This window comes from Pseudomonas sp. 22526, from assembly GCF_052044735.1.
GTDB classification, from domain to species: domain Bacteria; phylum Pseudomonadota; class Gammaproteobacteria; order Pseudomonadales; family Pseudomonadaceae; genus Aquipseudomonas; species Aquipseudomonas piscium.
Window position 1 is genome coordinate 75,202 of sequence record NZ_JBQENK010000004.1, and the last position, 20,250, is coordinate 95,451.

23 protein-coding genes and 1 pseudogene are annotated in these 20,250 nt (G+C 64.9%); 17 read left to right on the forward strand and 7 right to left on the reverse strand.

What is annotated here, in order from left to right; translation table 11 throughout:
* Nucleotides 1–23 precede the first annotated feature (23 nt).
* The 4 genes from ACTJKT_RS07230 (at nt 24) to ACTJKT_RS07245 (ending at nt 2,753) form a co-directional block, all read left to right on the forward strand.
* A complete protein-coding gene (locus tag ACTJKT_RS07230; protein ID WP_007922498.1) occupies nt 24–812 on the forward strand; it encodes a ParA family protein in 789 nt (262 codons plus the stop codon).
* Between the two features lie 84 nt (nt 813–896).
* Complete coding sequence (locus tag ACTJKT_RS07235; protein ID WP_440786632.1) at nt 897–1,799, forward strand: chemotaxis protein CheW; 903 nt, start codon at nt 897–899, stop codon at nt 1,797–1,799.
* Nucleotides 1,800–1,877: 78 nt separating this feature from the next.
* A complete protein-coding gene (locus tag ACTJKT_RS07240; protein WP_011060011.1) occupies nt 1,878–2,360 on the forward strand; it encodes a chemotaxis protein CheW in 483 nt (160 codons plus the stop codon).
* Nucleotides 2,361–2,753 carry a DUF2802 domain-containing protein gene (locus ACTJKT_RS07245; protein WP_037033950.1) on the forward strand — a complete coding sequence of 131 codons (393 nt, stop codon included), beginning with the start codon at nt 2,361–2,363 and terminating at the stop codon, nt 2,751–2,753.
* Between the two features lie 39 nt (nt 2,754–2,792).
* On the opposite strand, the pseudogene ACTJKT_RS07250 reads toward ACTJKT_RS07245, so the two are convergent.
* Together ACTJKT_RS07250 and fliK are read right to left on the reverse strand one after the other, a co-directional pair.
* A pseudogene (locus ACTJKT_RS07250) lies at nt 2,793–3,080 on the reverse strand (EscU/YscU/HrcU family type III secretion system export apparatus switch protein); the annotation flags it as partial.
* Nucleotides 3,077–4,648: a flagellar hook-length control protein FliK gene (gene fliK / locus ACTJKT_RS07255; RefSeq protein WP_440786633.1), complete on the reverse strand. Its 1,572-nt coding sequence runs from the start codon at nt 4,646–4,648 to the stop codon at nt 3,077–3,079. The gene fliK and the pseudogene ACTJKT_RS07250, both read right to left, overlap by 4 nt.
* Before the next feature lie 198 nt (nt 4,649–4,846).
* Here fliK and ccmA point away from each other — a divergent pair, with 198 nt between their 5' ends.
* The 11 genes from ccmA to ACTJKT_RS07310 all read left to right on the forward strand — a co-directional run bounded on the left by ccmA (nt 4,847) and on the right by ACTJKT_RS07310 (nt 13,454).
* On the forward strand, nt 4,847–5,482 hold the full coding sequence (gene ccmA / locus ACTJKT_RS07260; protein WP_440786634.1) for a cytochrome c biogenesis heme-transporting ATPase CcmA: 636 nt from the start codon (nt 4,847–4,849) through the stop codon (nt 5,480–5,482).
* Nucleotides 5,479–6,147 (forward strand): heme exporter protein CcmB, encoded by a 669-nt coding sequence (gene ccmB / locus ACTJKT_RS07265; protein ID WP_009047725.1) that lies wholly within the window; start codon nt 5,479–5,481, stop codon nt 6,145–6,147. The genes ccmA and ccmB overlap by 4 nt, the downstream gene beginning before the upstream one ends.
* A gap of 76 nt (nt 6,148–6,223) precedes the next feature.
* Nucleotides 6,224–6,979, forward strand: a complete 756-nt coding sequence (locus ACTJKT_RS07270) for a heme ABC transporter permease (protein ID WP_440786635.1) — start codon at nt 6,224–6,226, stop codon at nt 6,977–6,979.
* A complete protein-coding gene (gene ccmD / locus ACTJKT_RS07275) occupies nt 6,976–7,152 on the forward strand; it encodes a heme exporter protein CcmD (protein ID WP_025805225.1) in 177 nt (58 codons plus the stop codon). The genes ACTJKT_RS07270 and ccmD overlap by 4 nt, the downstream gene beginning before the upstream one ends.
* On the forward strand, nt 7,149–7,604 hold the full coding sequence (gene ccmE, locus ACTJKT_RS07280; RefSeq protein ID WP_009047728.1) for a cytochrome c maturation protein CcmE: 456 nt from the start codon (nt 7,149–7,151) through the stop codon (nt 7,602–7,604). The genes ccmD and ccmE overlap by 4 nt, the downstream gene beginning before the upstream one ends.
* Before the next feature lie 3 nt (nt 7,605–7,607).
* Complete coding sequence (locus tag ACTJKT_RS07285; protein WP_440786636.1) at nt 7,608–9,596, forward strand: heme lyase CcmF/NrfE family subunit; 1,989 nt, start codon at nt 7,608–7,610, stop codon at nt 9,594–9,596.
* Nucleotides 9,593–10,129 (forward strand): DsbE family thiol:disulfide interchange protein, encoded by a 537-nt coding sequence (locus ACTJKT_RS07290; RefSeq protein WP_009047730.1) that lies wholly within the window; start codon nt 9,593–9,595, stop codon nt 10,127–10,129. The genes ACTJKT_RS07285 and ACTJKT_RS07290 overlap by 4 nt, the downstream gene beginning before the upstream one ends.
* The gene (locus tag ACTJKT_RS07295) at nt 10,126–10,596 is read left to right on the forward strand and encodes a cytochrome c-type biogenesis protein (protein ID WP_124319825.1); all 471 of its coding nucleotides are present in this window, start codon (nt 10,126–10,128) and stop codon (nt 10,594–10,596) included. Before ACTJKT_RS07290 ends, ACTJKT_RS07295 begins: the two co-directional genes overlap by 4 nt.
* Nucleotides 10,593–11,795 carry a c-type cytochrome biogenesis protein CcmI gene (ccmI, locus tag ACTJKT_RS07300; protein WP_307950339.1) on the forward strand — a complete coding sequence of 401 codons (1,203 nt, stop codon included), beginning with the start codon at nt 10,593–10,595 and terminating at the stop codon, nt 11,793–11,795. Before ACTJKT_RS07295 ends, ccmI begins: the two co-directional genes overlap by 4 nt.
* 11 nt (nt 11,796–11,806) lie before the next feature.
* A complete protein-coding gene (locus ACTJKT_RS07305; protein WP_440786637.1) occupies nt 11,807–12,211 on the forward strand; it encodes a hypothetical protein in 405 nt (134 codons plus the stop codon).
* Between the two features lie 100 nt (nt 12,212–12,311).
* On the forward strand, nt 12,312–13,454 hold the full coding sequence (locus ACTJKT_RS07310; RefSeq protein ID WP_440786638.1) for a hypothetical protein: 1,143 nt from the start codon (nt 12,312–12,314) through the stop codon (nt 13,452–13,454).
* Between the two features lie 19 nt (nt 13,455–13,473).
* Here the strand turns inward: ACTJKT_RS07310 and ACTJKT_RS07315 are convergent, their stop codons facing one another.
* Entirely contained in the window at nt 13,474–14,376 is a 903-nt protein-coding gene (locus tag ACTJKT_RS07315) for a LysR family transcriptional regulator (RefSeq protein WP_440786639.1), read from the reverse strand.
* A 68-nt stretch (nt 14,377–14,444) separates the two neighbouring features.
* Nucleotides 14,445–15,653, reverse strand: a complete 1,209-nt coding sequence (locus ACTJKT_RS07320; RefSeq protein ID WP_440786640.1) for an MFS transporter — start codon at nt 15,651–15,653, stop codon at nt 14,445–14,447.
* Between the two features lie 265 nt (nt 15,654–15,918).
* Here ACTJKT_RS07320 and ACTJKT_RS07325 point away from each other — a divergent pair, with 265 nt between their 5' ends.
* Nucleotides 15,919–16,548 carry a DUF5666 domain-containing protein gene (locus ACTJKT_RS07325; RefSeq protein WP_025805232.1) on the forward strand — a complete coding sequence of 210 codons (630 nt, stop codon included), beginning with the start codon at nt 15,919–15,921 and terminating at the stop codon, nt 16,546–16,548.
* 105 nt (nt 16,549–16,653) lie between these two features.
* A complete protein-coding gene (locus ACTJKT_RS07330; RefSeq protein WP_440786641.1) occupies nt 16,654–17,103 on the forward strand; it encodes a RidA family protein in 450 nt (149 codons plus the stop codon).
* A 213-nt stretch (nt 17,104–17,316) separates the two neighbouring features.
* Here ACTJKT_RS07330 and ACTJKT_RS07335 read toward each other — a convergent pair whose 3' ends face one another.
* The 3 genes from ACTJKT_RS07335 to ACTJKT_RS07345 all read right to left on the reverse strand — a co-directional run bounded on the left by ACTJKT_RS07335 (nt 17,317) and on the right by ACTJKT_RS07345 (nt 20,200).
* Nucleotides 17,317–18,315 (reverse strand): sulfate ABC transporter substrate-binding protein, encoded by a 999-nt coding sequence (locus tag ACTJKT_RS07335; protein ID WP_053277987.1) that lies wholly within the window; start codon nt 18,313–18,315, stop codon nt 17,317–17,319.
* Nucleotides 18,316–18,409: 94 nt separating this feature from the next.
* Complete coding sequence (locus ACTJKT_RS07340; RefSeq protein ID WP_440786642.1) at nt 18,410–19,255, reverse strand: ion transporter; 846 nt, start codon at nt 19,253–19,255, stop codon at nt 18,410–18,412.
* A gap of 21 nt (nt 19,256–19,276) precedes the next feature.
* Complete coding sequence (locus ACTJKT_RS07345) at nt 19,277–20,200, reverse strand: urea transporter (protein WP_440786643.1); 924 nt, start codon at nt 20,198–20,200, stop codon at nt 19,277–19,279.
* Nucleotides 20,201–20,250 lie beyond the last annotated feature (50 nt).

The window sequence follows — 20,250 nt, forward strand, 5'->3', positions numbered from 1 at the left end:
GCCTGCCGGGAGGAACGATCTGAATGAGAGTCTGGGCAGTTGCCAACCAAAAGGGTGGTGTCGGTAAGACCACCAGTTCCATCGCTTTAGCCGGGTTGCTGGCCGAGGCGGGCAAGCGCGTGGTCGTGGTCGATCTCGACCCCCACGGCTCCATGACCAGCTATTTCGGCTATGACCCCGACAGCCTGGAACACAGTAACTACGACCTGTTCCTGCACAAGGGCAGCGTGCCTGAGGGCTTGCCCGGGCAGTTGTTGCTGTCGACCAGCGACGAACGTATTTCCCTGCTGCCATCGAGCACCGCACTGGCTACCCTGGAGCGCCAGTCGCCGGGGCAGAGCGGCCTGGGCCTGGTGATCGCCAAGAGCCTGGCGCAGCTGTGGCAGGATTTCGACTACGCAGTGATCGACAGCCCGCCGTTGCTCGGCGTGCTGATGGTCAACGCCTTGGCGGCGAGCCAGCAACTGGTGATCCCGGTGCAGACCGAGCACCTGGCGGTCAAAGGCCTGGAGCGCATGGTCAATACCTTGGCGATGATCAACCGCTCGCGCAAACAGGCGTTGCCGTTCAGCATCGTGCCGACCCTGTTCGACCGTCGGACCCAGGCGTCCCTGGGCACCCTGCGGGTGTTGCGCGACAAGTTCCCGGATGAGATCTGGCAGGGCTATATCCCGGTCGACACGCGCCTGCGCGATGCCAGCCGGGCCGGGCTGACGCCTTCGCAATTCGACGGCAAGAGCCGCGGTGTACTGGCCTACCGCGCCTTGCTCAAGCACCTGCTGGCCCAGCAACTTGTCCCGCAGGTGGCCTGACGTGCCGGATCATTCAAGTCTGCTGCCGGTCTGGCCGATAAAGCCTACAGGTCACTGTGCTGGGTTTTATCCGTGGGCATCCTCATGAACCGTCCTGTCGACGTTACGTCCCGGCCGCAGCTGGCGCTGCAGTCCTACCTGGACGCATTGCTGCAGGACGCCACCGAAGAAGAGTTCGCAGTTCCCGAAGCACTGCCGCAGGTTCAGGCAGCCGTAGAAGAAGTGGCGGTTTCGAGCGAGGTCCTGGATGAGTTCCAGGCCGCGGTGCTCGAAGAACAGGCTCGCGATGCCCTGGTCCAGCGTGCGCCGCCAGCCGCGGCTGTAGTCGCGCCGCTGGCCCGGGTCGAGGAGCCTGTGATCGCCCCGGTACTGGAGGCGCCCGCGCCACTGCCGGCCACCCTGTCGACCGTTGCGCCCTTGCTGCAAGGCCTGGTCGAGCCGGTGGTCGAAGTGCATCGGCCGCCCAGCAGTACGCCACCACCGGTGGCGGGCGACGACCGGCCGAGCTGGGCGGCGGAGCCCTTCGAGTGCCTGCTGTTCGATGTCGCCGGGTTGACCCTGGCGGTGCCGCTGGTCTGCCTGGGGTCGATCTACTCCCTGGCGGGGCACGAACTGACGCCGTTGTTCGGCCAGCCGGAATGGTTTCTCGGGATCCTGCCGAGCCAGGCCGGCAACCTGAAGGTGCTGGATACCGCGCGCTGGGTGATGCCCGATCGCTACCGCGACGACTTCCGCCAGGGCCTGCAATACGTGATCTCGGTCCAGGGCTACGAGTGGGGGCTGGCGGTGCATCAGGTCAGTCGCTCGTTGCGCCTGGACCCGAACGAAATCAAATGGCGCAGCCACCGTGGCCAGCGGCCATGGCTGGCGGGTACGGTCATCGAGCATATGTGCGCGCTGCTGGACGTTTCCGAACTGGCCGAGCTGATCGCCAGCGGCGGGGCGAAACACATGGCTATCAGCAAACCGGCGCCGAAGCCGATATAGACCAACAACAGGCTGCGCCGACGGTGCAGCCACACAGAACACACACCGTTTCCAACGGTTTTTTGAGGGGTCAGGGGTATGAATAAGTCGTCGTCTGCACAGGGTTCTGAAGATCCGATCCTGCAATGGGTAACTTTCAAGCTGGATAACGAGTCCTACGGCATCAACGTGATGCGCGTGCAGGAAGTCCTGCGCTACACCGAGATCGCACCGGTACCGGGTGCCCCGAGCTATGTGCTGGGCATCATCAACCTGCGCGGCAACGTGGTGACCGTGATCGATACCCGCCAGCGTTTCGGTCTGGTGCCGACCGAGGTCAACGACAACACCCGCATCGTGATCATCGAAGCCGACAAGCAAGTGGTCGGGATCATGGTCGACAGCGTGGCGGAAGTGGTTTACCTGCGTCAGTCGGAAGTCGAGACCGCACCGAACGTCGGTAACGAAGAGTCGGCCAAGTTCATCCAGGGCGTGTGCAACAAGAACGGCGAGCTGCTGATTCTGGTTGAGCTGGACAAGATGATGAGCGAAGAAGAGTGGTCGGAACTGGAGAGTATCTGATTGATTCTCGAGGTTGCGGTAATTGTCCTGTTCCTCTTTTGGGCAGGCACGCTGGCGATGTTCCTGGCCTATATCCGCGCTCAGCGGCAGATCGCCGCCCAGCAGGCCCAGGGCGATGCGCTGCGCGATCAGCGCATCAAGGACCTGGCCAAGCGTGTCGACGACTACCAGAACGGTACGGTGCGCATGGGCGAGGACCTGCATGAGCTGCGCGCGGTGGTCGGCCCGTTGCCGGACAAGCTGGCCCAGCTGGAACAGCGCGATCCGTCGAGCCTGTCCTTCGCCCAGGCCGCGCGCCTGGTGGGCATGGGCGCCAGCGTCGACGAACTCACTCAGTCCTGCGGCTTGACCCAGGCCGAGGCCGAGTTGATGAGCAAGCTGCACAAAAGCTGAAATCCCGTAGCCGCAGTCGGTGACATCCTTCTCCAGTGCCGCTTCCTGCGGCTCATGCCCGGCCGGGAACTTGCCCTTGAGGTTCCAGGCGAAGGCGATGATTTCGGCGATGGTCCGATACAACTCCTCGGGAATGCTGTCGCCCAGTTCCATGCGCGCCAGCAGCTTCACCAGCTCGGCGTTCTCATAGATCGGCACTTCATAGTCGCGGGCGATTTTCAGGATGGCTTCGGCCAGTTCGTCGTCGCCCTTGGCGGTCAGCGTGGGGGCGTGCTGGCCGTCGTACTTGAGGGCGATGGCCTGGCGTGGCGGGTTGGGATTATTCATGCGGTTTCATCGACCCAGCGTTGTTCCAGTCGGGTTTTCTGGCCCTGCGGTGGCGTGCCGAGATGGCAGTCCAGGTCGCCGACATCCAGGCCGGACGCCAGCAGCCGTTCACGCAGGCTGCCCAGATGGCTTTCGATCAGGCTCGCGGTAAATGGCCGTTCGGCCCAGAGCTGGCTGGACAGGCGGCCCTTGAGCAATTGCGCCTGCACCTGCAGCGGGCCCAGGGGTTCGAGGTCGAACGCCAGTTCGACGCGCCACAGCTGCTGTTTCGGTTCGCGTTCCTGACGTTTTTCCTCGGGCGGTTTTTCCGCCGGGTCCTCGCGCTGGAACTTGACCTGCAAGGGCACCACGTCCTGCATCGTGCGCATCGGGATTTCCAGCTGCCAGGTGGTCAGCAGCCGGCCGTCATCGGTCAGGCCGCTCTGTTCCAGGCTCGCCAGCTGATGGCTCTGCAAGCGTGAAACAGCAGCCGCGGCCAGGCGCAGCAGATGTTCTAGGTCGCCTTCCTCCTCAAGGCTTTGCAGCAGCCGCGAGGGCAGGGGGAAGCCCCCCGGTTGGGGTTTGGCGCTGACCTGGCCGAGGGTGCCCAGGGCGCTGCGGACAAAGCTCGGCAGCACCTGGGCCAGGGTGTTGGCGGCAATGATCGCGTTGAAACTGGTGCTGGCCGGCAGGCCCGGCGTCATCTGGGCAATCAGGCGCAGCAGGTTACCTTTCAGGTCGCCGGCCAGGGCGGGATTGTCGCCGGCCAGCAGTCGCGATTCGAGAAAGGCGCCGCTGTTGCCCAGGGCCTGGGCCAGCGCCTTGGGGTTGCTCAATTGCTGGAGGTCGGGCAGGCCGGCGAGCAGCTTGTCCACCGCGACGCGCAGTTCGCTGGACGTGCTGTCGGAAGGCGGCAGATTCTGCAGCGCATTGATCAGGCCGGTCAGCGAGGCCTGGCGGCTTTGCTGGGTGGCCAGTTGCTGGGCGATCGCCAGTTGCTCCTGGCGCCCGCTCAGCGGAACGAAGCTCAAGCTCTGCGAGCCCTGCACCAGGGCGCTCAGCAGGCTGCCAATACGCAAGGGCTGTGGGCTGTCGATGCTCAGGGTGCTGCCGCTCAGGGCGGTGTTGAGCAGGCTCACCAGCGAGCGGTAGACCGCCGGTTGTCCGGCTGCCTGGGGTTGCAGCTGGCTGGTCAGCACCTTGCCTTGCAGCAGGGTGCCCACGGGAAGCTGTGCGGTGTCGATACGGGTCAGGGTGGCGACGCTGGCGGCAATCGCCTGCTGCAGGGTAATGGCCAGGTTGCCGGCCGAGGGCTGGGTCACCGCCAGACTGGTGCCCAGGGGCAGCGGCTGGTTGCTGGTGGCCTGGACGGTGGTCTGCCGGCCGCTGTCGAGGGTCAGCTTGAGCAACAGCTGAAACGTCTGGTCCGCCTGCTTGAGCGACAGCACTTCGGCCTTGGCCGACTGGCCTGCGGCGATCAGGCCTTCCAGCGGTTGCAGCAGCTTGAGCAACTCGCCACTGACCGGCAGCGTGCGCGCGGTTCCCGGCATCAGCTGCGGCAGCGGGGGAAGGGTGATTTCGCCTGTCATCTGGACACAACCTGTGGAGAAATAAGCCCTCTTGAGAGTAGGGCATCGCATGTATAATGCCGCCCGTCTTCGGGGGGCATGGCGAAAACATCGCAAAAGTTTGACGCAGCTCTCTGGAACAGGCCGCCGATGCGTTTATTCTGCATCTCTTTAACGGCTGCTCCACCGCCGACTTGAACCCTAAAGGCCCGCGATCATTTGACCAGTCCTCTTCTAGAAGCCGTAGCACTAGCCTGTGAGCGCGACCTGCGGCTGCTCTTCGAAAAGCTCGAACTGCGTCTGGCCAGCGGCGACATGTTGCAGATCAGCGGTCCCAACGGCAGCGGCAAGACTAGCCTGTTGCGCCTGCTGGCGGGGCTGATGCAGCCGACCAGCGGTCAGGTGCTGCTCAATGGCCAGCCGCTCAACGCCCAACGTGCGGAGCTGGCGCGCAACCTGTTGTGGATCGGCCATGCGGCAGGGATCAAGGACCTGCTGACCCCCGAGGAAAACCTCAGTTGGCTCTGCGCCCTGCATCAGCCTGCCGAACGCGAGGCGATCTGGCAGGCCCTGGCGGCGGTCGGCCTGCGCGGCTTCGAGGATGTGCCCTGTCACACCCTGTCCGCTGGCCAGCAGCGCCGGGTGGCGCTGGCCCGGCTGTACCTGGACAGCCCGCCGCTGTGGATCCTCGACGAACCCTTCACCGCCCTGGACAAGCAGGGCGTGGCACAACTGGAAGAGCACCTGGCCGGCCATTGCGAACGCGGCGGCATGGTGATCCTCACCACCCACCACACACTGAGCCGCATGCCGACCGGCTATCGCGACATCGATCTGGGGCATTGGGCCGTATGAGTGTTTTCGGACTGCTGGTTGCCCGCGAATCCCGGCTGCTGTTCCGCCGTCCCGCCGAACTGGCCAACCCGCTGGTATTTTTCGCCATTGTCGTCTCACTGTTCCCATTGGCGGTGGGACCTGAGACACAATTGTTGCAAACCTTGTCTCCAGGGCTAGTCTGGGTAGCGGCCTTATTATCGGTTTTGCTCTCGCTGGACGGGCTTTTTCGCAGTGATTTCGAGGACGGATCCTTGGAACAGTGGGTCCTTTCGTCGCACCCCCTGCCTCTTCTGGTTCTGGCCAAGGTACTGGCACACTGGGCCTTTTCCGGCCTGGCACTGGTATTGCTTGCGCCCCTGTTGGCACTGATGCTCGGTCTGCCCACAGCCTGTCTGCCGGTGCTGTTGCTGTCCCTGTTGCTGGGTACTCCGGTGCTCAGCCTGCTGGGAGCGGTGGGCGCGGCGTTGACGGTAGGACTCAAGCGTGGCGGCCTGTTGCTGGCGCTACTGATCCTGCCCCTGTACATCCCGGTATTGATTCTCGGCAGCGGCGCCTTGCAGGCGGCCTTGCAGGGTATGCCGGCGACCGGTTATCTGCTGTGGCTTGGGAGCCTGACCGCCCTGGCAGTAACTCTGACACCTTTTGCAATAGCAGCTGGCCTGAAGATCAGCGTCGGCGAATAATGAGGTCTGATCAAATTTTGATCAGTAAAGACCCTGGCCGTGCGTGACAACGCGCGGCACCCGTGATGGAAACAGTATGAACTGGACCTGGTTTCATAAGCTCGGCTCACCCAAGTGGTTTTACGGCATCAGCAGCAGGTTGTTGCCCTGGTTGAGCATCGCAGCCTTGCTGCTGATCACCCTCGGCGTCATTTGGGGCCTGGCCTTCGCGCCGCCGGACTATCAGCAAGGCGACAGCTTCCGCATCATCTACATCCACGTTCCCGCCGCCATGCTGGCCCAGTCCATCTACGTGATGCTGGCGGTGTGCGGGGTGGTGGGCCTGGTGTGGAAGATGAAACTGGCCGACGTCGCCCTGCAATGCGCGGCGCCCATCGGTGCCTGGATGACCGCCGTGGCGCTGGTCACCGGGGCCATCTGGGGCAAGCCGACCTGGGGCTCGTGGTGGGTCTGGGACGCACGCCTGACCTCCATGCTGATCCTGCTGTTCCTGTATTTCGGCCTGATCGCCCTGGGCAACGCCATCAGCAATCGCGACAGCGCGGCCAAGGCCTGCGCGGTGCTGGCCATCGTCGGGGTGATCAACATCCCGATCATCAAATACTCGGTGGAGTGGTGGAACACCCTGCACCAGGGCGCGACCTTCACCCTCACCGAAAAACCGGCGATGCCCGTCGAGATGTGGCTGCCGCTGTTGCTGACGGTATTGGGCTTCTATTGTTTCTTCGGCGCGGTGCTGTTGCTGCGCATGCGTCTTGAAGTGCTCAAGCGCGAAGCCCGCGCCAGCTGGGTCAGGGCCGAAGTGCAGAACAGCCTGGAGGCGGCATCATGAGCTTTTCTTCCTTCGCCGACTTTCTCGCCATGGGCCATCACGGCCTGTATGTCTGGTCAGCCTACGGCATCTGCCTGGTGGTGCTGGTCCTCAACGTGGCGGTGCCGTTGCTGGCCCGCAAGCGTTACCTGGAACAAGAGGCGCGTCGTCTGCGCCGGGAGAACAATCAGTGAATCCGCTGCGTAAAAAGCGTCTGTTGATCATCCTTGGCGTGCTGGGGGGCGTGGGCGTTGCCGTCGGCCTGGCGCTGAGCGCCCTGCAACAGAACATCAACCTGTTCTACACCCCGACCCAGATCGCCAACGGCGAAGCCCCCCATGACACCCGGATCCGTGCCGGCGGCATGGTGCAGATGGGCTCGCTGCAACGCTCGGCGGACTCGCTGGACGTGCGCTTCGTGGTCACCGACTTCAACAAGGCCGTGACCATCACCTACCGCGGCATCCTCCCGGACCTGTTCCGCGAAGGGCAGGGCATCGTCGCCCTGGGCAAGCTCAACGCCGATGGCGTGGTGGTGGCCGACGAAGTGCTGGCCAAGCACGACGAGAAGTACATGCCGCCGGAAGTGACCAAGGCCCTCAAAGACAGTGGGCAAATGGCGCCGGCTCCGGCCAAGGAGGGCTGATCGATGACATCCGCAATCTTCATTCCCGAGCTGGGTCATCTGGCGATGATCCTGGCCCTGTGTTTCGCCCTGGTCCAGGCCGTGGTGCCGCTGCTCGGCGCCTGGCGCGGCGACCGCCTGTGGATGGGCCTGGCGCAGCCCGCGGCCTGGGGCCAGTTCGCCTTTCTGACCTTCGCCTTCGGCTGCCTGACCTACGCCTTCATGGTCGATGATTTCTCGGTGGCCTATGTCGCCAGCAACTCCAACAGCGCCTTGCCCTGGTACTACAAGTTCAGCGCAGTGTGGGGCGCCCACGAGGGTTCGTTGCTGCTCTGGGCGCTGATTCTCGGTGGCTGGACCTTCGCCGTGTCGGTGTTCTCCCGGCAGTTGCCGCAAGTGATGCTGGCGCGGGTGCTGGCGGTGATGGGCATGATCAGCACCGGCTTCCTGCTGTTCCTGATCGTCACCTCCAACCCCTTCGCGCGGATTCTGCCGCAGGTGCCTGGTGACGGCCGCGACCTCAACCCGCTGCTGCAGGACATCGGCTTGATCGTGCACCCGCCGATGCTCTACATGGGCTATGTCGGTTTCTCCGTGGCCTTCGCCTTCGCCATCGCAGCCTTGCTCGGTGGGCGCCTGGACGCGGCCTGGGCGCGCTGGTCGCGGCCCTGGACCATAGTCGCCTGGGCATTCCTCGGCATCGGTATCACCCTCGGCTCCTGGTGGGCCTACTACGAACTCGGCTGGGGTGGCTGGTGGTTCTGGGATCCGGTGGAAAACGCCTCGTTCATGCCCTGGCTGGTGGGCACCGCATTGATCCACTCGCTGGCGGTCACCGAAAAGCGTGGCGTGTTCAAGAGCTGGACCGTGTTGCTGGCCATCGCCGCGTTCTCCCTGAGCCTGCTGGGGACCTTCCTGGTGCGTTCCGGGGTGCTGACCTCGGTCCATGCCTTCGCCTCGGACCCCGAGCGCGGTGTGTTCATCCTGATTTTCCTGCTGTTCGTGGTCGGCGGTTCGCTGACCCTGTTCGCCTTGCGCGCGCCTGTGGTCAAGAGCCAGGTCGGCTTCAACCTGTGGTCGCGGGAAACCCTGCTGCTGGGCAACAACCTGGTGCTGGTGGTGGCGGCCTCGATGATCCTGCTGGGCACCCTGTACCCGCTGGTGCTGGACGCCCTGACCGGGGCCAAGCTGTCGGTCGGCCCGCCGTACTTCAACGCGCTGTTCATTCCGCTGATGGCGCTGCTGATGGTAGTGATGGCGATCGGCGTGGTGGTGCGCTGGAAAGACACCCCGGTCAAATGGCTGGTGAGCATGCTGACCCCGGTGCTGCTGGGCAGCGCCGCACTGGCGGTGGTGGCCGGTATCGCCTACGGCGATTTCAACTGGGCGGTGCTGGCGACCTTCATGCTGGCCGCCTGGGTATTGCTCGCCGGGGTCCGCGACATCTTCGACAAGACCCGCCACAAAGGCCTGGTCAAGGGCCTGCCGGGCCTGACCCGCAGCTACTGGGGGATGCAGCTGGCGCACCTGGGCATCGCGGTCTGCGCCCTGGGCGTGGTGCTGTCGAGCCAGAACAGCGCCGAGCGCGACCTGCGCCTGGAGCCGGGCGAGTCCATGGACCTGGCCGGTTATCACTTCGTGTTCGAGGGCGCCAAGCATTTCGAAGGCCCCAACTTCACCTCCGACAAGGGCACGGTGCGGGTGGTCCGCGACGGCAAGGAAGTTGCCGTGCTGCACCCGGAAAAACGCCTCTACACGGTACAGAACTCGGTGATGACCGAGGCCGGGATCGACGCCGGTTTCACCCGTGACCTCTACGTCGCCCTCGGCGAGCCGCTGGGCAATGGCGCCTGGGCCGTGCGGGTGCACGTGAAACCCTTCGTGCGCTGGATCTGGTTCGGCGGCCTGCTCACCGGTTTCGGTGGCCTGCTGGCGGCCCTCGACCGGCGTTATCGGGTCAAGGTGAAGGCCCGGGTGCGCGAAGCCCTGGGCATGACAGGAGCCACTGCATGAGACGCTGGATAATGTTGTTGCCGCTGGCGCTGTTCCTGCTGGTGGCGGTGTTCCTGTACCGCGGGCTGTACCTGGACCCGGCCGAGCTGCCGTCGGCGATGATCGACAAGCCGTTCCCGGAGTTCTCCCTGCCGTCGGTGCAGGGCGACAAGACCCTGACCCGCGCCGACCTGCTGGGCAAGCCGGCGCTGGTCAACGTCTGGGGCACCTGGTGCATTTCCTGCCGGGTCGAGCACCCGGTGCTGAACAAGCTGGCGCAGCAGGGCGTGAACATCTATGGCGTCAACTACAAGGACGTCAACGCCGACGCCCTGAAGTGGCTGGCCGAGTTCCACAACCCTTACCAACTGGATATCCGCGACGAGGAGGGCACCCTGGGCCTGAACCTCGGAGTGTACGGCGCGCCGGAAACCTTCTTCATCGACGCCAAGGGCATCATCCGCGACAAATACGTCGGGGTAATCGACGAAACGGTGTGGCGCGAGAAGCTGGCCGCCAAGTATCAGGCCCTGGCCGATGAGGCCAAGCCATGAAGCGCTGGCTGGCCGCGGCCGTCCTGGGCCTCTGCATCGCCGGCGTGGCCCACGCGGCGATCGATACCTATGAGTTCGCCAACGACGCCGAGCGCGAGCGCTTTCGCGAACTGACCAAAGAGCTGCGTTGCCCCAAGTGCCAGAACCAGGACATTGCCGACTCCAATGCGCCGATCGCCGCGGACTTGCGCAAGGAGATCTTCCGCATGCTCGGCGAAGGCAAGGACAACCAGCAGATCATCGACTTCATGGTCGACCGCTATGGCGACTTCGTGCGCTACAAGCCGGCCCTGACCGGCAAGACCGCCTTGCTCTGGTTCGGCCCCGCCGGCCTGCTGCTGGGTGGTGTGGTGATCATCGCCGTGATCGTCCGGCGTCGGCGCGTAGAGCGCAGCGACAGCCCGAGCACACTTTCCGCCGAGGAGCGTCAGCGCCTCGACCAACTGTTGGATAAAGACCGCGAATGATTGATTTCTGGCTCGCCGCAGGCCTGCTGCTCCTGGTAGCCCTGAGTTTTCTGCTGATCCCGGTTCTACGCGGCCGTCGCGCCCAGCGTGAAGAGGATCGTACCGCGCTGAACGTGGCGCTTTATCAAGAACGCGTGGCCGAGCTGCAAGGCCAGCAGGCCGAAGGCGTGCTCAGCGCCGAGCAGATGGACAGCGGCCGCGCCGAAGCCGCGCGCGAATTGCTGGCCGACACCGAGGGCGTGGAACCGGCCCGGGTGTCCGGCCTGGGCAAGCCGCTGCCGTTGCTGGCGGCGCTGCTGGTGCCGCTATTGGGCCTGGGCCTGTACCTGCATTTCGGCGCCAGCGACAAGGTCGAGCTGACCCGTGAATTCGCCCAGGCCCCGCAATCCATGGAAGAGATGACCCGCCGCCTCGAGCGCGCGGTCGCCGCCCAGCCGGATTCCGCCGAGGGCCTGTACTTCCTCGGCCGTACCTACATGGCCCAGGACCGCCCGGCGGACGCGGCGAAGATCTTCGAGCGCACCGTGGCCCTGGCCGGCCGCCAGCCGGAACTGCTCGGCCAGTGGGCGCAGGCGCAGTACTTCGCCGACGGCAAGCAATGGTCGGACAAGGTCCAGGCCCTGACCGACGAAGCGCTGAAGGCCGATCCGAAGGAAGTCACCAGCCTTGGCCTGCTGGGGATCGCCGCCTTCGAAGGCGAGCGTTATCAAGAGGCCATCGATTACTGGAACCGCCTGCTGGCGCAACTGCCGGCGGACGACAACTCGCGCGCCGCGCTGCAGGGCGGCATCGACCGGGCGACCGAGAAGCTGCTGGCCAGCGGCGGCAAAGTGGCCCAGGCGCCCGCGCCCAAGGCTGCCGCGCTGCTCAAGGTGCGGGTCGACCTGGCCGCCGATCTGAAAGCCAAGGTGCAGCCGGGCGACAGCGTGTTCATCTTCGCCCGCGCCACTTCCGGGCCGCCGGCGCCGCTGGCGGCCAAGCGCCTGACCGTGGCCGACCTGCCGGTGACGGTGGAGCTGGGGGATGCCGACGCGATGATGCCGCAGTTGAAACTGTCGAACTTCCCGGAAGTCCAACTGGTTGCGCGCATTTCCCGCGCCGGCCAACCGACGGCCGGCGAGTGGGTCGGTCGCAGCAAGCCTTTGGCCAGCAGCACCACCGCGCCGCAACAACTGACCATCGACAGCCCGGATAAATAAGAGACGCCGCCATGACCGCCATTGCCCGCATCACCCTGTTAACACTGGTCCTGGGGTTGAGCGCCTGTGCGGTCCAGGAGCCGGCGCCGCCCGAGACTCTGCCGCCGATTCCGCCTGCGCAGCCCAGCACCAAGCCGACGCCGCCAAGCACTCCGAGCAAGCCTGCCACGCCGATCAAGCCGGCCAAGCCGCTGCCGCGCACTTCCGCGAGCTTCGCGCCGCCACCGGGTGGCAACAGCCACTGGGATCCGCGCCTGGGCGTCTATGTGCTGGATAACCAGACCAACACCTTCTACCGCCAGCGCACCTACTACCGCTGGAACAACGGCTGGAGCCGCTCCGTCAGCCCCGACGGGCCATGGGAAGAGACCGATATCCACGGCGTGCCGTCGGGGCTGGGGCGCCAGTTCCAGTAAACGGTTACCACTGAGCGGACTGCGGGCAGGTCCGGTTCAAGCAGCCGGTTGGATGGCCGATACCCCGGGGTGTTCCTGAGTATCGCCATCCGAGCGCCCGATGAAGAAAAGCCTGAACAAACCCTATTTCGCGCCCATGGCCTTCTGGCTCTGTGTTGTCGCTGTCCTGCTCGCCCTGTATGGCTTCGCCAACGTCGAAGTACCGCAGCTGATCTACCTGTCCCTGGCGCCGGTGTACCTGCTGGTGCTGTTTATCTTTCTCTACTACTTCTTCTGCTGGAGCTTCATCTCGGTCTTTCCCCTGGGCGAGATCGGCTGGAAGCGGGTGGACTACGGCTGGCTGCTGCTGGCGTCGCTGGCGCTGATCAGCGAGACCCAGAGCGTCAGGACCGAATGGTTCCAGAGCGACTATCGATTGGCCAAGTGGCATGAGGCTTCGATCCGCCAGCGCATCAAGGCCGAGATCGACGATCTGGTGGGGCCGGAGCATTGTCGCGCCGCCTCGACGCTCTACAGCGTTGCTGACGCGGTGCAGGTGAATGAGCTCTGTCAGCGTTTTGCCGCGCTCGGTAGAACCGCTGAGGGTGGGCTGACGGATCTCTCGGTGGCCAAGCTGAGCCTGGCCCTGGAGGAGATTCGCTCCGGCTATTCGGGCAAACCGGTGGTGGCGTGGCAGGACCGGCTCAACGCAAGTTTTGCCGACCTTGAGCAGGCCGACACTGAGGTCCGCAGGTTGTACAAGCTGACCCGCGCCACCAACGCCGAGACGGTCTATCGCTACTTCGTTCCGGTATTGCTGGTGTTCGCCCTGGCGCTGCGGGCCTCGAAGGTTACCGGCGAAGTGCTGCTCAAGGCCCCGCGCAAACGCAAGGTGTGGATGATCGTCAACCGGCGCATGGTGATCGACGGCCTGGGGTTTGTCCGCGGTGCCCGCAGCCGCTTCGACGAAGCACTGCGCAACTGGCGCGTGGCGAAGTGGGACGTGGTGCACCTGGCCTGTCCGTTCCTGCCCGAGGTCAGCGCCCAGGACACCCGGGTCGCGGTGGCGCCGGGGTTCTATGAAAACGAGTTCCAGCTGGCGTCTGTCAGCACCTTCGAGCAGTGCGGCTTCGTCGAGTGGGCGGCCAGGCAGTCGATCGAAACCCTCTACCTGGTAGGCGAGACCGACCTGGCGCTGATCGAGCGGGTGCGCCAGTGGGGCGAGACGGCCAAGGTCGAAGTGCTGGTGCGCGAGCGTATCTGAGTCCGCTGCGGACCCCGGCTCAGCCTCGGGCGTCTGGTCCGGGGCTGGCCAGTTGCTGCTGGACAAACTCGACGAAGGCCCGGGCCTTGGCGCTGCTCAGCCGCCCGGTGGGAAACACCGCCCATAGCTCCTGCCGGGGCAGCCTCCAGTCCGGCATCGCCTCGCGCACCGCGCCGCTGGCCAGCTCGGGAGCGAACATCCATTGCGAGGCCATGGTCAGTCCCTGGTGGGCCAGCACCGATTCGCGCAGCCCCTCCGCGGCACTGACGCGAATCCGCCCGCGGACCGTCACCGACTGCTGTTCGTCACCCCGTTCGAAGCGCCAGTGGGCACCGCCGCCGAGGCTGTAGATGATCGCCTGGTGCTTGCCCAGGTCGGTGGGGCAGGCGGGTTCGCCGTGGCGGGCGAAGTAGTCCGGGGTGGCCAGCACCACGCGCCGGCATTCGCCGATCCGCCGTGCGGTCAGCCCGGAGTCGCTCAAGGGCCCCATGCGCAGGGCGACGTCGATGCCGGCTTCCACCAGATTGATATTGCGGTCATCCAGCACCACGTCGATATCGAGGTCGGGATGGCGATCGAGAAAGGTCCCCAGGTGCGGCACGATATGCAGGCGGGCGAAGGTCACCGCGGCGCAGATCCGCAAGGTGCCGCTGAGCCCAGAACCAGCCCCGCGCGCCGCGAGATCGGCTTCGTCGGCCTCTTCGAGGGCCCGCCTGGCGCGCTCGAAAAAGGCCATGCCGGCTTCGGTGGGCGTCAGGCCGCGGGTCGAGCGCAGCAACAGCCGTACCGCCAGCCGCGCCTCCAGCTGGGCGATGGTTTTCGATACGGCCGGCTGGCCGATATCCAGAAGCCGGGCGGCGGCCGAGAACGAGCCGCTTTCCACCACATGAACGAAGGTTTGCATGGCTGCCAGTCGGTCCATCGAGACTCCTTGTGTGTGAACGATCGAGCATGGCCCCCGGTTTTGCGACCCGAGGGGACCAGGATGCATCAGGCCGTAACGGGCAGGGCCTTCTGCGAGGTGCTCAGGAAACGCAGCAGGGCCAGCAGCGGCAAAGCGCTGCCGACGCCGACTATACCCAGCCAGCCGGCGTGTTCGTACACCGCGCTGGCGATCGACGAGCCGACGGCGCCGCCGATGAAGATGCTGGTCATGTACAGCGCGTTGAGGCGGCCGCGGCTATGGGCATCGAGGGCGTAGACCGCGCGTTGGCCGAGAACCATGTTCATCTGCACGCAGAAATCCAGGACCACGCCGGTCACCGCCAGGCCGATGACGCTGTAGGCCGGGTGGATAAAGGCGGGCAGAAAGCTCAGGGCGGCGAACAGCATGGCCAGCAACGAGGCGACGCGTGTGTGGCCGGCATCCGCCAGGCGCCCGCTGATGGGCGCGGCGATGGCGCCGATGGCCCCGACCAGGGCGAACAGGGCGATCTGGCTTTGCGACAGGCCGTGGTTGCGCGCCAGCTCCAGTGGCACCGCGGTCCAGAACAGGCTGAAGGTGGCGAACATGCAGGCCTGGTAAAACGCCCGCTGCCGCAGCACCGGTTGCTGGCGCAGCAGGCTGCCCAGCGAACCCAGCAACTGGCCGTAGGTAGCACTGTGGGCGGGCTGGCGCTTGGGCACGGTCAGCAGCAGGACCACACTGATGGCGGCCATCAGCACGGCGGCGGCAATGAACATGGCGCGCCAGCCGAAGAGGTCGGCTACTACGCTGGACACCGGACGCGCCAGCAGGATGCCCAGCAGCAGGCCGCCCATGATGCCGCCGACCACCCGGCCACGGGACTCCTCCGGCGTCAGGTGCGCGGCCAGGGGAATCAGGATCTGTACCGACACCGAGCTGAAGCCGATCAGCAGCGAGACCAGCAGAAAGGCGTTGGGCTGCTCGGTGAACGCGGCGCCCAGCAGGCTGGCGATGGCCACCAGGCTGGTGAGAATCATCAGCCGGCGGTTTTCCAGCAGGTCGCCCAGGGGCACCAGGAAGAACAGGCCCAGGGCGTAGCCGATCTGGGTCAGGGACACGATCAGGCTGGCCATGGTGCTGCTCAGGCCGATGTCCGGGGCGATCAGCTCGATGATCGGCTGGGCGTAGTAGATGTTGGCGACTATGGCGCCGCAGCAGAAGGCGAACAGCAGCACCATGCCGCGGGTCATGGTCGTGGTGGCGGCAGGCAGCCCCTGGGGGGTGGAAGTCATGGCGATTCTCGTGGCAGCGAAAGGGATGCGGGCGAGGCTAAGGGGCTGGCCCGTGACGCGGTAGAAGCTGACGAGCGATAGCATTCATGCCGTGCAGGAATAAATGCCTGGCGAGACCGGCGCAGAGCGGCAGATGACGACCGGCATCGCGCTGCGATGATACATTTACTTACATTCAGTTCGATAGCTCGCTTATTGTTCCGCGGACGCTGGAGTGCTTTCGTTTCGACGTCTGTGCCACCCTTCATCACAGGAAGCCCGTCCCATGAATCTGTGTCTTCGCCGCCTGCTCGGCGGCGCTCAAGCGATCACCCTCGGCGCACTGCTGCTGGCCGGCCCGGCCCAGGCCCAGGACGCGCCGGGCATGCGTATCGGCGTGCGCGGGGAAATCACCAGCATCGCCGGCGACGCGGTGCGAGTGCACGTCAACAGCGGCGAGAACGTCACCATCAACCTCACGCCACAGACCCAGGTCCGCGCCGTGACCCTGGCCAATATCGAGGACATCAAGCCCGGCAGCTACATAGGTTCGGCCGCCGTACCCCAGGCCGATGGCAGCCTCAAGGCGCTGGAGGTCCATGTGTTTCCACCGCAGATGGCCGGCACCGGCGACGGTCATCGGCCCTTCGACCTGGTCAAGGGCAGCAGCATGACCAACGGCAGCGTCGGCGACTTGGTGGTGAGCAACGGCCGGACCCTGACCGTCAACTACAAGGGCGGCCAGCAGAAGATCCTGGTGCCGGACGACGTGCCCATCGTCAATCTGGTGCCGGGCGACCGCAGCCTGCTCAAGGCTGGGGTCAAGGTGGTGATGTTCGTGTCCCAGAGCGCGGATGGCACCCTCACCGCGCAGTCGATTTCCGCCGGCAAGGATGGGGTGACGCCGCCGATGTAGCTGGCCGGCTGTTACGTTGCCAGGTGTTTCAACGGCCTGGTTTCGGATGGCCTTGGGCAGGGGCTTGGTTTAGGGTTTGCGGTCGTCTATCGCAGCGGAGTTCCCATGCATAAATCAGTCTTCAATCCGCCCAGTGTCTTCAATTCCCTGCAATACGGTTTCAGCCAGGCCGTGGAGGTGCGCGGTGGGCGGCGCCTGCTGCTGTCCGGCCAGGTGGGTGTCGATGAGCGCGAGGTCTGCGTCGGCCCGGGGTTGCGGGAGCAGACCGAGCAGAGCTTCGACAATATCACCCGGGTCCTGGCGGCGGCGGGCGGCGACCTGAGCCACGTGGTCATGCTGCGGATCTACATCGCCGAAGCGGCTCGCGAGCAGCAGGAACAGATCAGCCAGGTGCTGTTGCAGCGTTTCCCCCAGCAGCCGCCAGCGTCCTCGTGGATCATCGTCAGCGGCCTGTCCCTGCCCGAGTGGCTGATCGAGGTCGAGGCGGAGGCGATGTTGCCGGAGCTGCGGCAGGCGGGGAAGGCGGTGCTGTTCGAAGCCGCCGCCGGGCTTTAGATCCCAGGCGACCCGAGAGTCAATACCCCTCAGTCGAGCGAGGGTGATGTTCTGTAGGAGCGAAGCTTGCTCGCGATGGTGGTTAACGATAACGCGCACTTACTGGGTAAGCGCAGTGCTCTCAAGTCCATCGCGGGCAAGCCTCGCTCCTACAATTTTCTGCTTCTCGATTGACGGGCATTAACCCGAAGGTCGTTTTTTATATCCGGGTAATTATTTCCCGCCGTAGATCTGGTCGAAGATCCCGCCATCGTTGAAGTGGGTCTTCTGCACGGTGCGCCAGTCGCCGAAGGTTTTTTCCACCGACAGGAAGTCGACTTTCGGGAAGCGATCGGTGTACTTGGCCAGGACTTTCGGGTCCCGTGGGCGCAGGTAGTTGTTGGCGGCGATTTCCTGGCCTTCCGGCGACCACAGGTACTTCAGGTATTCCTCGGCCGCGGCGCGCGAGCCTTTCTTGTCGACCACCTTGTCCACCACCGACACCGGCGGCTCGGCTTCGGCGGAAACGCTCGGGTAGATGACTTCGAACTGATCGCGGCCGAATTCGCGGGCGATCATTTCCGCTTCGTTCTCGAAGGTCACCAGTACGTCGCCGATCTGGTTGGTCATGAAGGTGGTGGTCGCGGCGCGGCCGCCGGTGTCGAGCACAGGTGCCTGCTTGAACAGCTTGCCGACGAAGTCCTTGGCCTTGTTCTCGTCGCCACCGTTCTTCAGCACATAACCCCAGGCCGACAGGTAGGTGTAGCGGCCGTTACCCGAAGTCTTGGGGTTCGGCACAATCACTTGCACGCCATCCTTGAGCAGGTCCGGCCAGTCTTTCAGGGCCTTGGGGTTGCCCTTGCGCACGATGAACACAGTGGCCGAGGTGAAGGGCGCGCTGTTGTTCGGCAGGCGGGTCACCCAGTTGTCCGGCACCAGCTTGCCGTTGTCCGCCAGGGCGTTGATGTCGGTGGCCATGTTCATGGTGATGACGTCGGCCGGCAGGCCGTCGATCACCGAGCGCGCCTGTTTGCTGGAGCCGCCGAAGGACATCTGCAGGGTGATGTTCTCGTTGTGCTCGGCCTGCCAGTGCTTCTGGAAGGCGCTGTTGTAGTCCTTGTAGAAGTCTCGCATCACGTCGTAGGAAACGTTGAGCAGGGTCGGGGCGGCCTGGGCGACGCTGCCCAGTGCCAGGCCGGCGGCCAGGAGAGAGGCGCTAACGAGTTTTTTCACTGCACATTCCTTTTATTAGAGAGTGAAGGCAATTTGCCGCCGACTATAGCCGGGGCGGTATATCTCTTTAAAGATTAAAAAGTGCTTTGCTTATTCAGTTTCCCTGGACCACTTTCAGGAACAGCGCATTGCCGCACCGCGAGCAGAACGCGGCGCCGTGTTCATGGTTGTCTTTACGGCACACCGGGCAGTCGTGCTTGAGCTGTTCGCCGCGCAGGGCGTTGGCCAGTTCCGCGGTGAAGATCCCGGTGGGCACGGCGATGATCGAGTAACCGGTGATCATCACCATCGACGAAATGATCTGGCCGATCACGGTCTTGGGCACTATGTCGCCGTAGCCGACGGTGGTCAGGGTGACGATGGCCCAATAGATACCCTTGGGAATGCTGGTGAAGCCGTGTTCCGGGCCTTCGACCACATACATCAGGGTGCCGAACACCGTCACCAGGGTGCAGACGCTGAGCAGGAACACCAGGATTTTCTGCTTGCTGCCGCGCAAGGCGTCGAGCAGGTAGTGGGCCTGCTTGAGGTAGGGGCTGAGCTTGAGCACGCGGAAGATGCGCAGCATGCGGATCACCCGGATGATCAGCAGGTACTGGGCGTCGCTGTAATACAGGGCGAGGATCCCCGGCACTATGGCCAGCAGGTCCACCAGCCCGTAGAAACTGAAGGCGTAACGCAGCGGCTTGGGCGAGCAATACAGGCGCAGGCCGTATTCGATGGCGAAGATCAGGGTAAAACCCCATTCGATATAGGCCAGCACATTGGCGTAGTTCTGATGCACCTCGTCGATGCTGTCGAGGATCACGATCACCAGGCTGGCGAGGATGATCAGCAACAGGATGCTGTCGAAGCGCCGACCGGCCACGGTGTCGGTCTGGAAAATCATGACGTAGAGGCGCTCGCGCCAGTGCTTGTCGGTGTCCGTGGTGCTGTCCATGTTGTTCGCCTGAATCTGAGGTCAGCGAAGCCTAGGGGGATTGGCCTTGGTAACGCAAGGCGTGCTGTCCACGGCGGCCTGGCGCAGCACTCGGGTTGCCGCGCGGACCAGCCAGCAGGCGAGGATAAAGGGCGCGGTGAGGGCGGGCAGGCCCAACGCGGCGAAGCCCGGGGCGAGCAGCAGCGCCATGGCCATTCCCGGTAGCGCCAGCCAGGATCGGCGGCGGTCCTGGCTCAGGGCCAGGGCCACCAGGGCGCTGTTGTAGCCGCCAAGGCCCAGCAGGGCGCCGGCCTGTTCCTGTTGCAGCAGGGCGAAGCCCAGGCCCGCCGCCGAACCGAACAGCGCCCAGGCGGCCGCCCGGCGATCGGCCAGTAACAACCCGAGGGCGATCAATGCCCCGGCCAGCGGACGCTCGAGGAACATCACCTGGCCGAGCCCCTGGATCAGTGCCAGCAGCAGCGCCGGCGCATCGGGTTCGGCCCAGGGCGCTTCGACACTGGCGGGCAGCGGTGTGGCCAGGCCCAGCAGCAACCAGCCGAGGCCGACGAAGGGCGCGGTGTAGGCCGGTAGGCAATATGGGGTGCGGGCGCGTTTGAGCCATTGCTGGGTGAGGATCGCACTGACGCCGCCGCAGGCGATGATCAGCGGTGGCAGCAGCACCGACCAGTCGAAGCGCAGGCTCAGGAGCAGGCCGAGCAAGACCCCGTTGTAGCTGAACAGCCCGGCTTGCCGGTCGGCCTTGGCATAGCCCCGGCGCTGCGCGGTAAGCAGCCCGGCCACGCCGCCCAGCAGCGCGCCGCCGAGCAGTGCCGGAGCGGTCAGCAGGATGGCCAGCATGCACAGCAGGCCGCACAACGGATGGCGCTGGAGGAAGATCTGACTGAAGCCGTTGAGCAGGGCGGTGGCCCAGTCGGGGCAGTGGGCGTTGAAGTGTTCTGAAGGCATGGAAGGTCGATTCCTGTAGCCGCTGCCGCAGGCTGCGAAAAGGTTCGAAG

Excerpts from the sequence above, each read along its gene's own strand:
- ACTJKT_RS07305 (WP_440786637.1), top strand. The coding sequence starts at position 11,807 with ATGACCGCCATTGCCCGCATCACCCTGTTAACACTGGTCCTGGGGTTG.
- ACTJKT_RS07340 (WP_440786642.1), bottom strand. The coding sequence starts at position 19,255 with ATGGACAGCACCACGGACACCGACAAGCACTGGCGCGAGCGCCTCTAC.
- ACTJKT_RS07320 (WP_440786640.1), bottom strand. The coding sequence starts at position 15,653 with ATGACTTCCACCCCCCAGGGGCTGCCTGCCGCCACCACGACCATGACC.
- ACTJKT_RS07270 (WP_440786635.1), top strand. The coding sequence starts at position 6,224 with ATGAACTGGACCTGGTTTCATAAGCTCGGCTCACCCAAGTGGTTTTAC.
- ACTJKT_RS07290 (WP_009047730.1), top strand. The coding sequence starts at position 9,593 with ATGAGACGCTGGATAATGTTGTTGCCGCTGGCGCTGTTCCTGCTGGTG.
- ACTJKT_RS07240 (WP_011060011.1), top strand. The coding sequence starts at position 1,878 with ATGAATAAGTCGTCGTCTGCACAGGGTTCTGAAGATCCGATCCTGCAA.
- ccmI (WP_307950339.1), top strand. The coding sequence starts at position 10,593 with ATGATTGATTTCTGGCTCGCCGCAGGCCTGCTGCTCCTGGTAGCCCTG.
- ACTJKT_RS07345 (WP_440786643.1), bottom strand. The coding sequence starts at position 20,200 with ATGCCTTCAGAACACTTCAACGCCCACTGCCCCGACTGGGCCACCGCC.
- ACTJKT_RS07310 (WP_440786638.1), top strand. The coding sequence starts at position 12,312 with ATGAAGAAAAGCCTGAACAAACCCTATTTCGCGCCCATGGCCTTCTGG.
- ccmB (WP_009047725.1), top strand. The coding sequence starts at position 5,479 with ATGAGTGTTTTCGGACTGCTGGTTGCCCGCGAATCCCGGCTGCTGTTC.
- ACTJKT_RS07325 (WP_025805232.1), top strand. The coding sequence starts at position 15,919 with ATGAATCTGTGTCTTCGCCGCCTGCTCGGCGGCGCTCAAGCGATCACC.
- fliK (WP_440786633.1), bottom strand. The coding sequence starts at position 4,648 with ATGACAGGCGAAATCACCCTTCCCCCGCTGCCGCAGCTGATGCCGGGA.
- ACTJKT_RS07230 (WP_007922498.1), top strand. The coding sequence starts at position 24 with ATGAGAGTCTGGGCAGTTGCCAACCAAAAGGGTGGTGTCGGTAAGACC.
- ACTJKT_RS07315 (WP_440786639.1), bottom strand. The coding sequence starts at position 14,376 with ATGGACCGACTGGCAGCCATGCAAACCTTCGTTCATGTGGTGGAAAGC.
- ccmD (WP_025805225.1), top strand. The coding sequence starts at position 6,976 with ATGAGCTTTTCTTCCTTCGCCGACTTTCTCGCCATGGGCCATCACGGC.
- ACTJKT_RS07285 (WP_440786636.1), top strand. The coding sequence starts at position 7,608 with ATGACATCCGCAATCTTCATTCCCGAGCTGGGTCATCTGGCGATGATC.
- ACTJKT_RS07330 (WP_440786641.1), top strand. The coding sequence starts at position 16,654 with ATGCATAAATCAGTCTTCAATCCGCCCAGTGTCTTCAATTCCCTGCAA.
- ACTJKT_RS07295 (WP_124319825.1), top strand. The coding sequence starts at position 10,126 with ATGAAGCGCTGGCTGGCCGCGGCCGTCCTGGGCCTCTGCATCGCCGGC.
- ACTJKT_RS07235 (WP_440786632.1), top strand. The coding sequence starts at position 897 with ATGAACCGTCCTGTCGACGTTACGTCCCGGCCGCAGCTGGCGCTGCAG.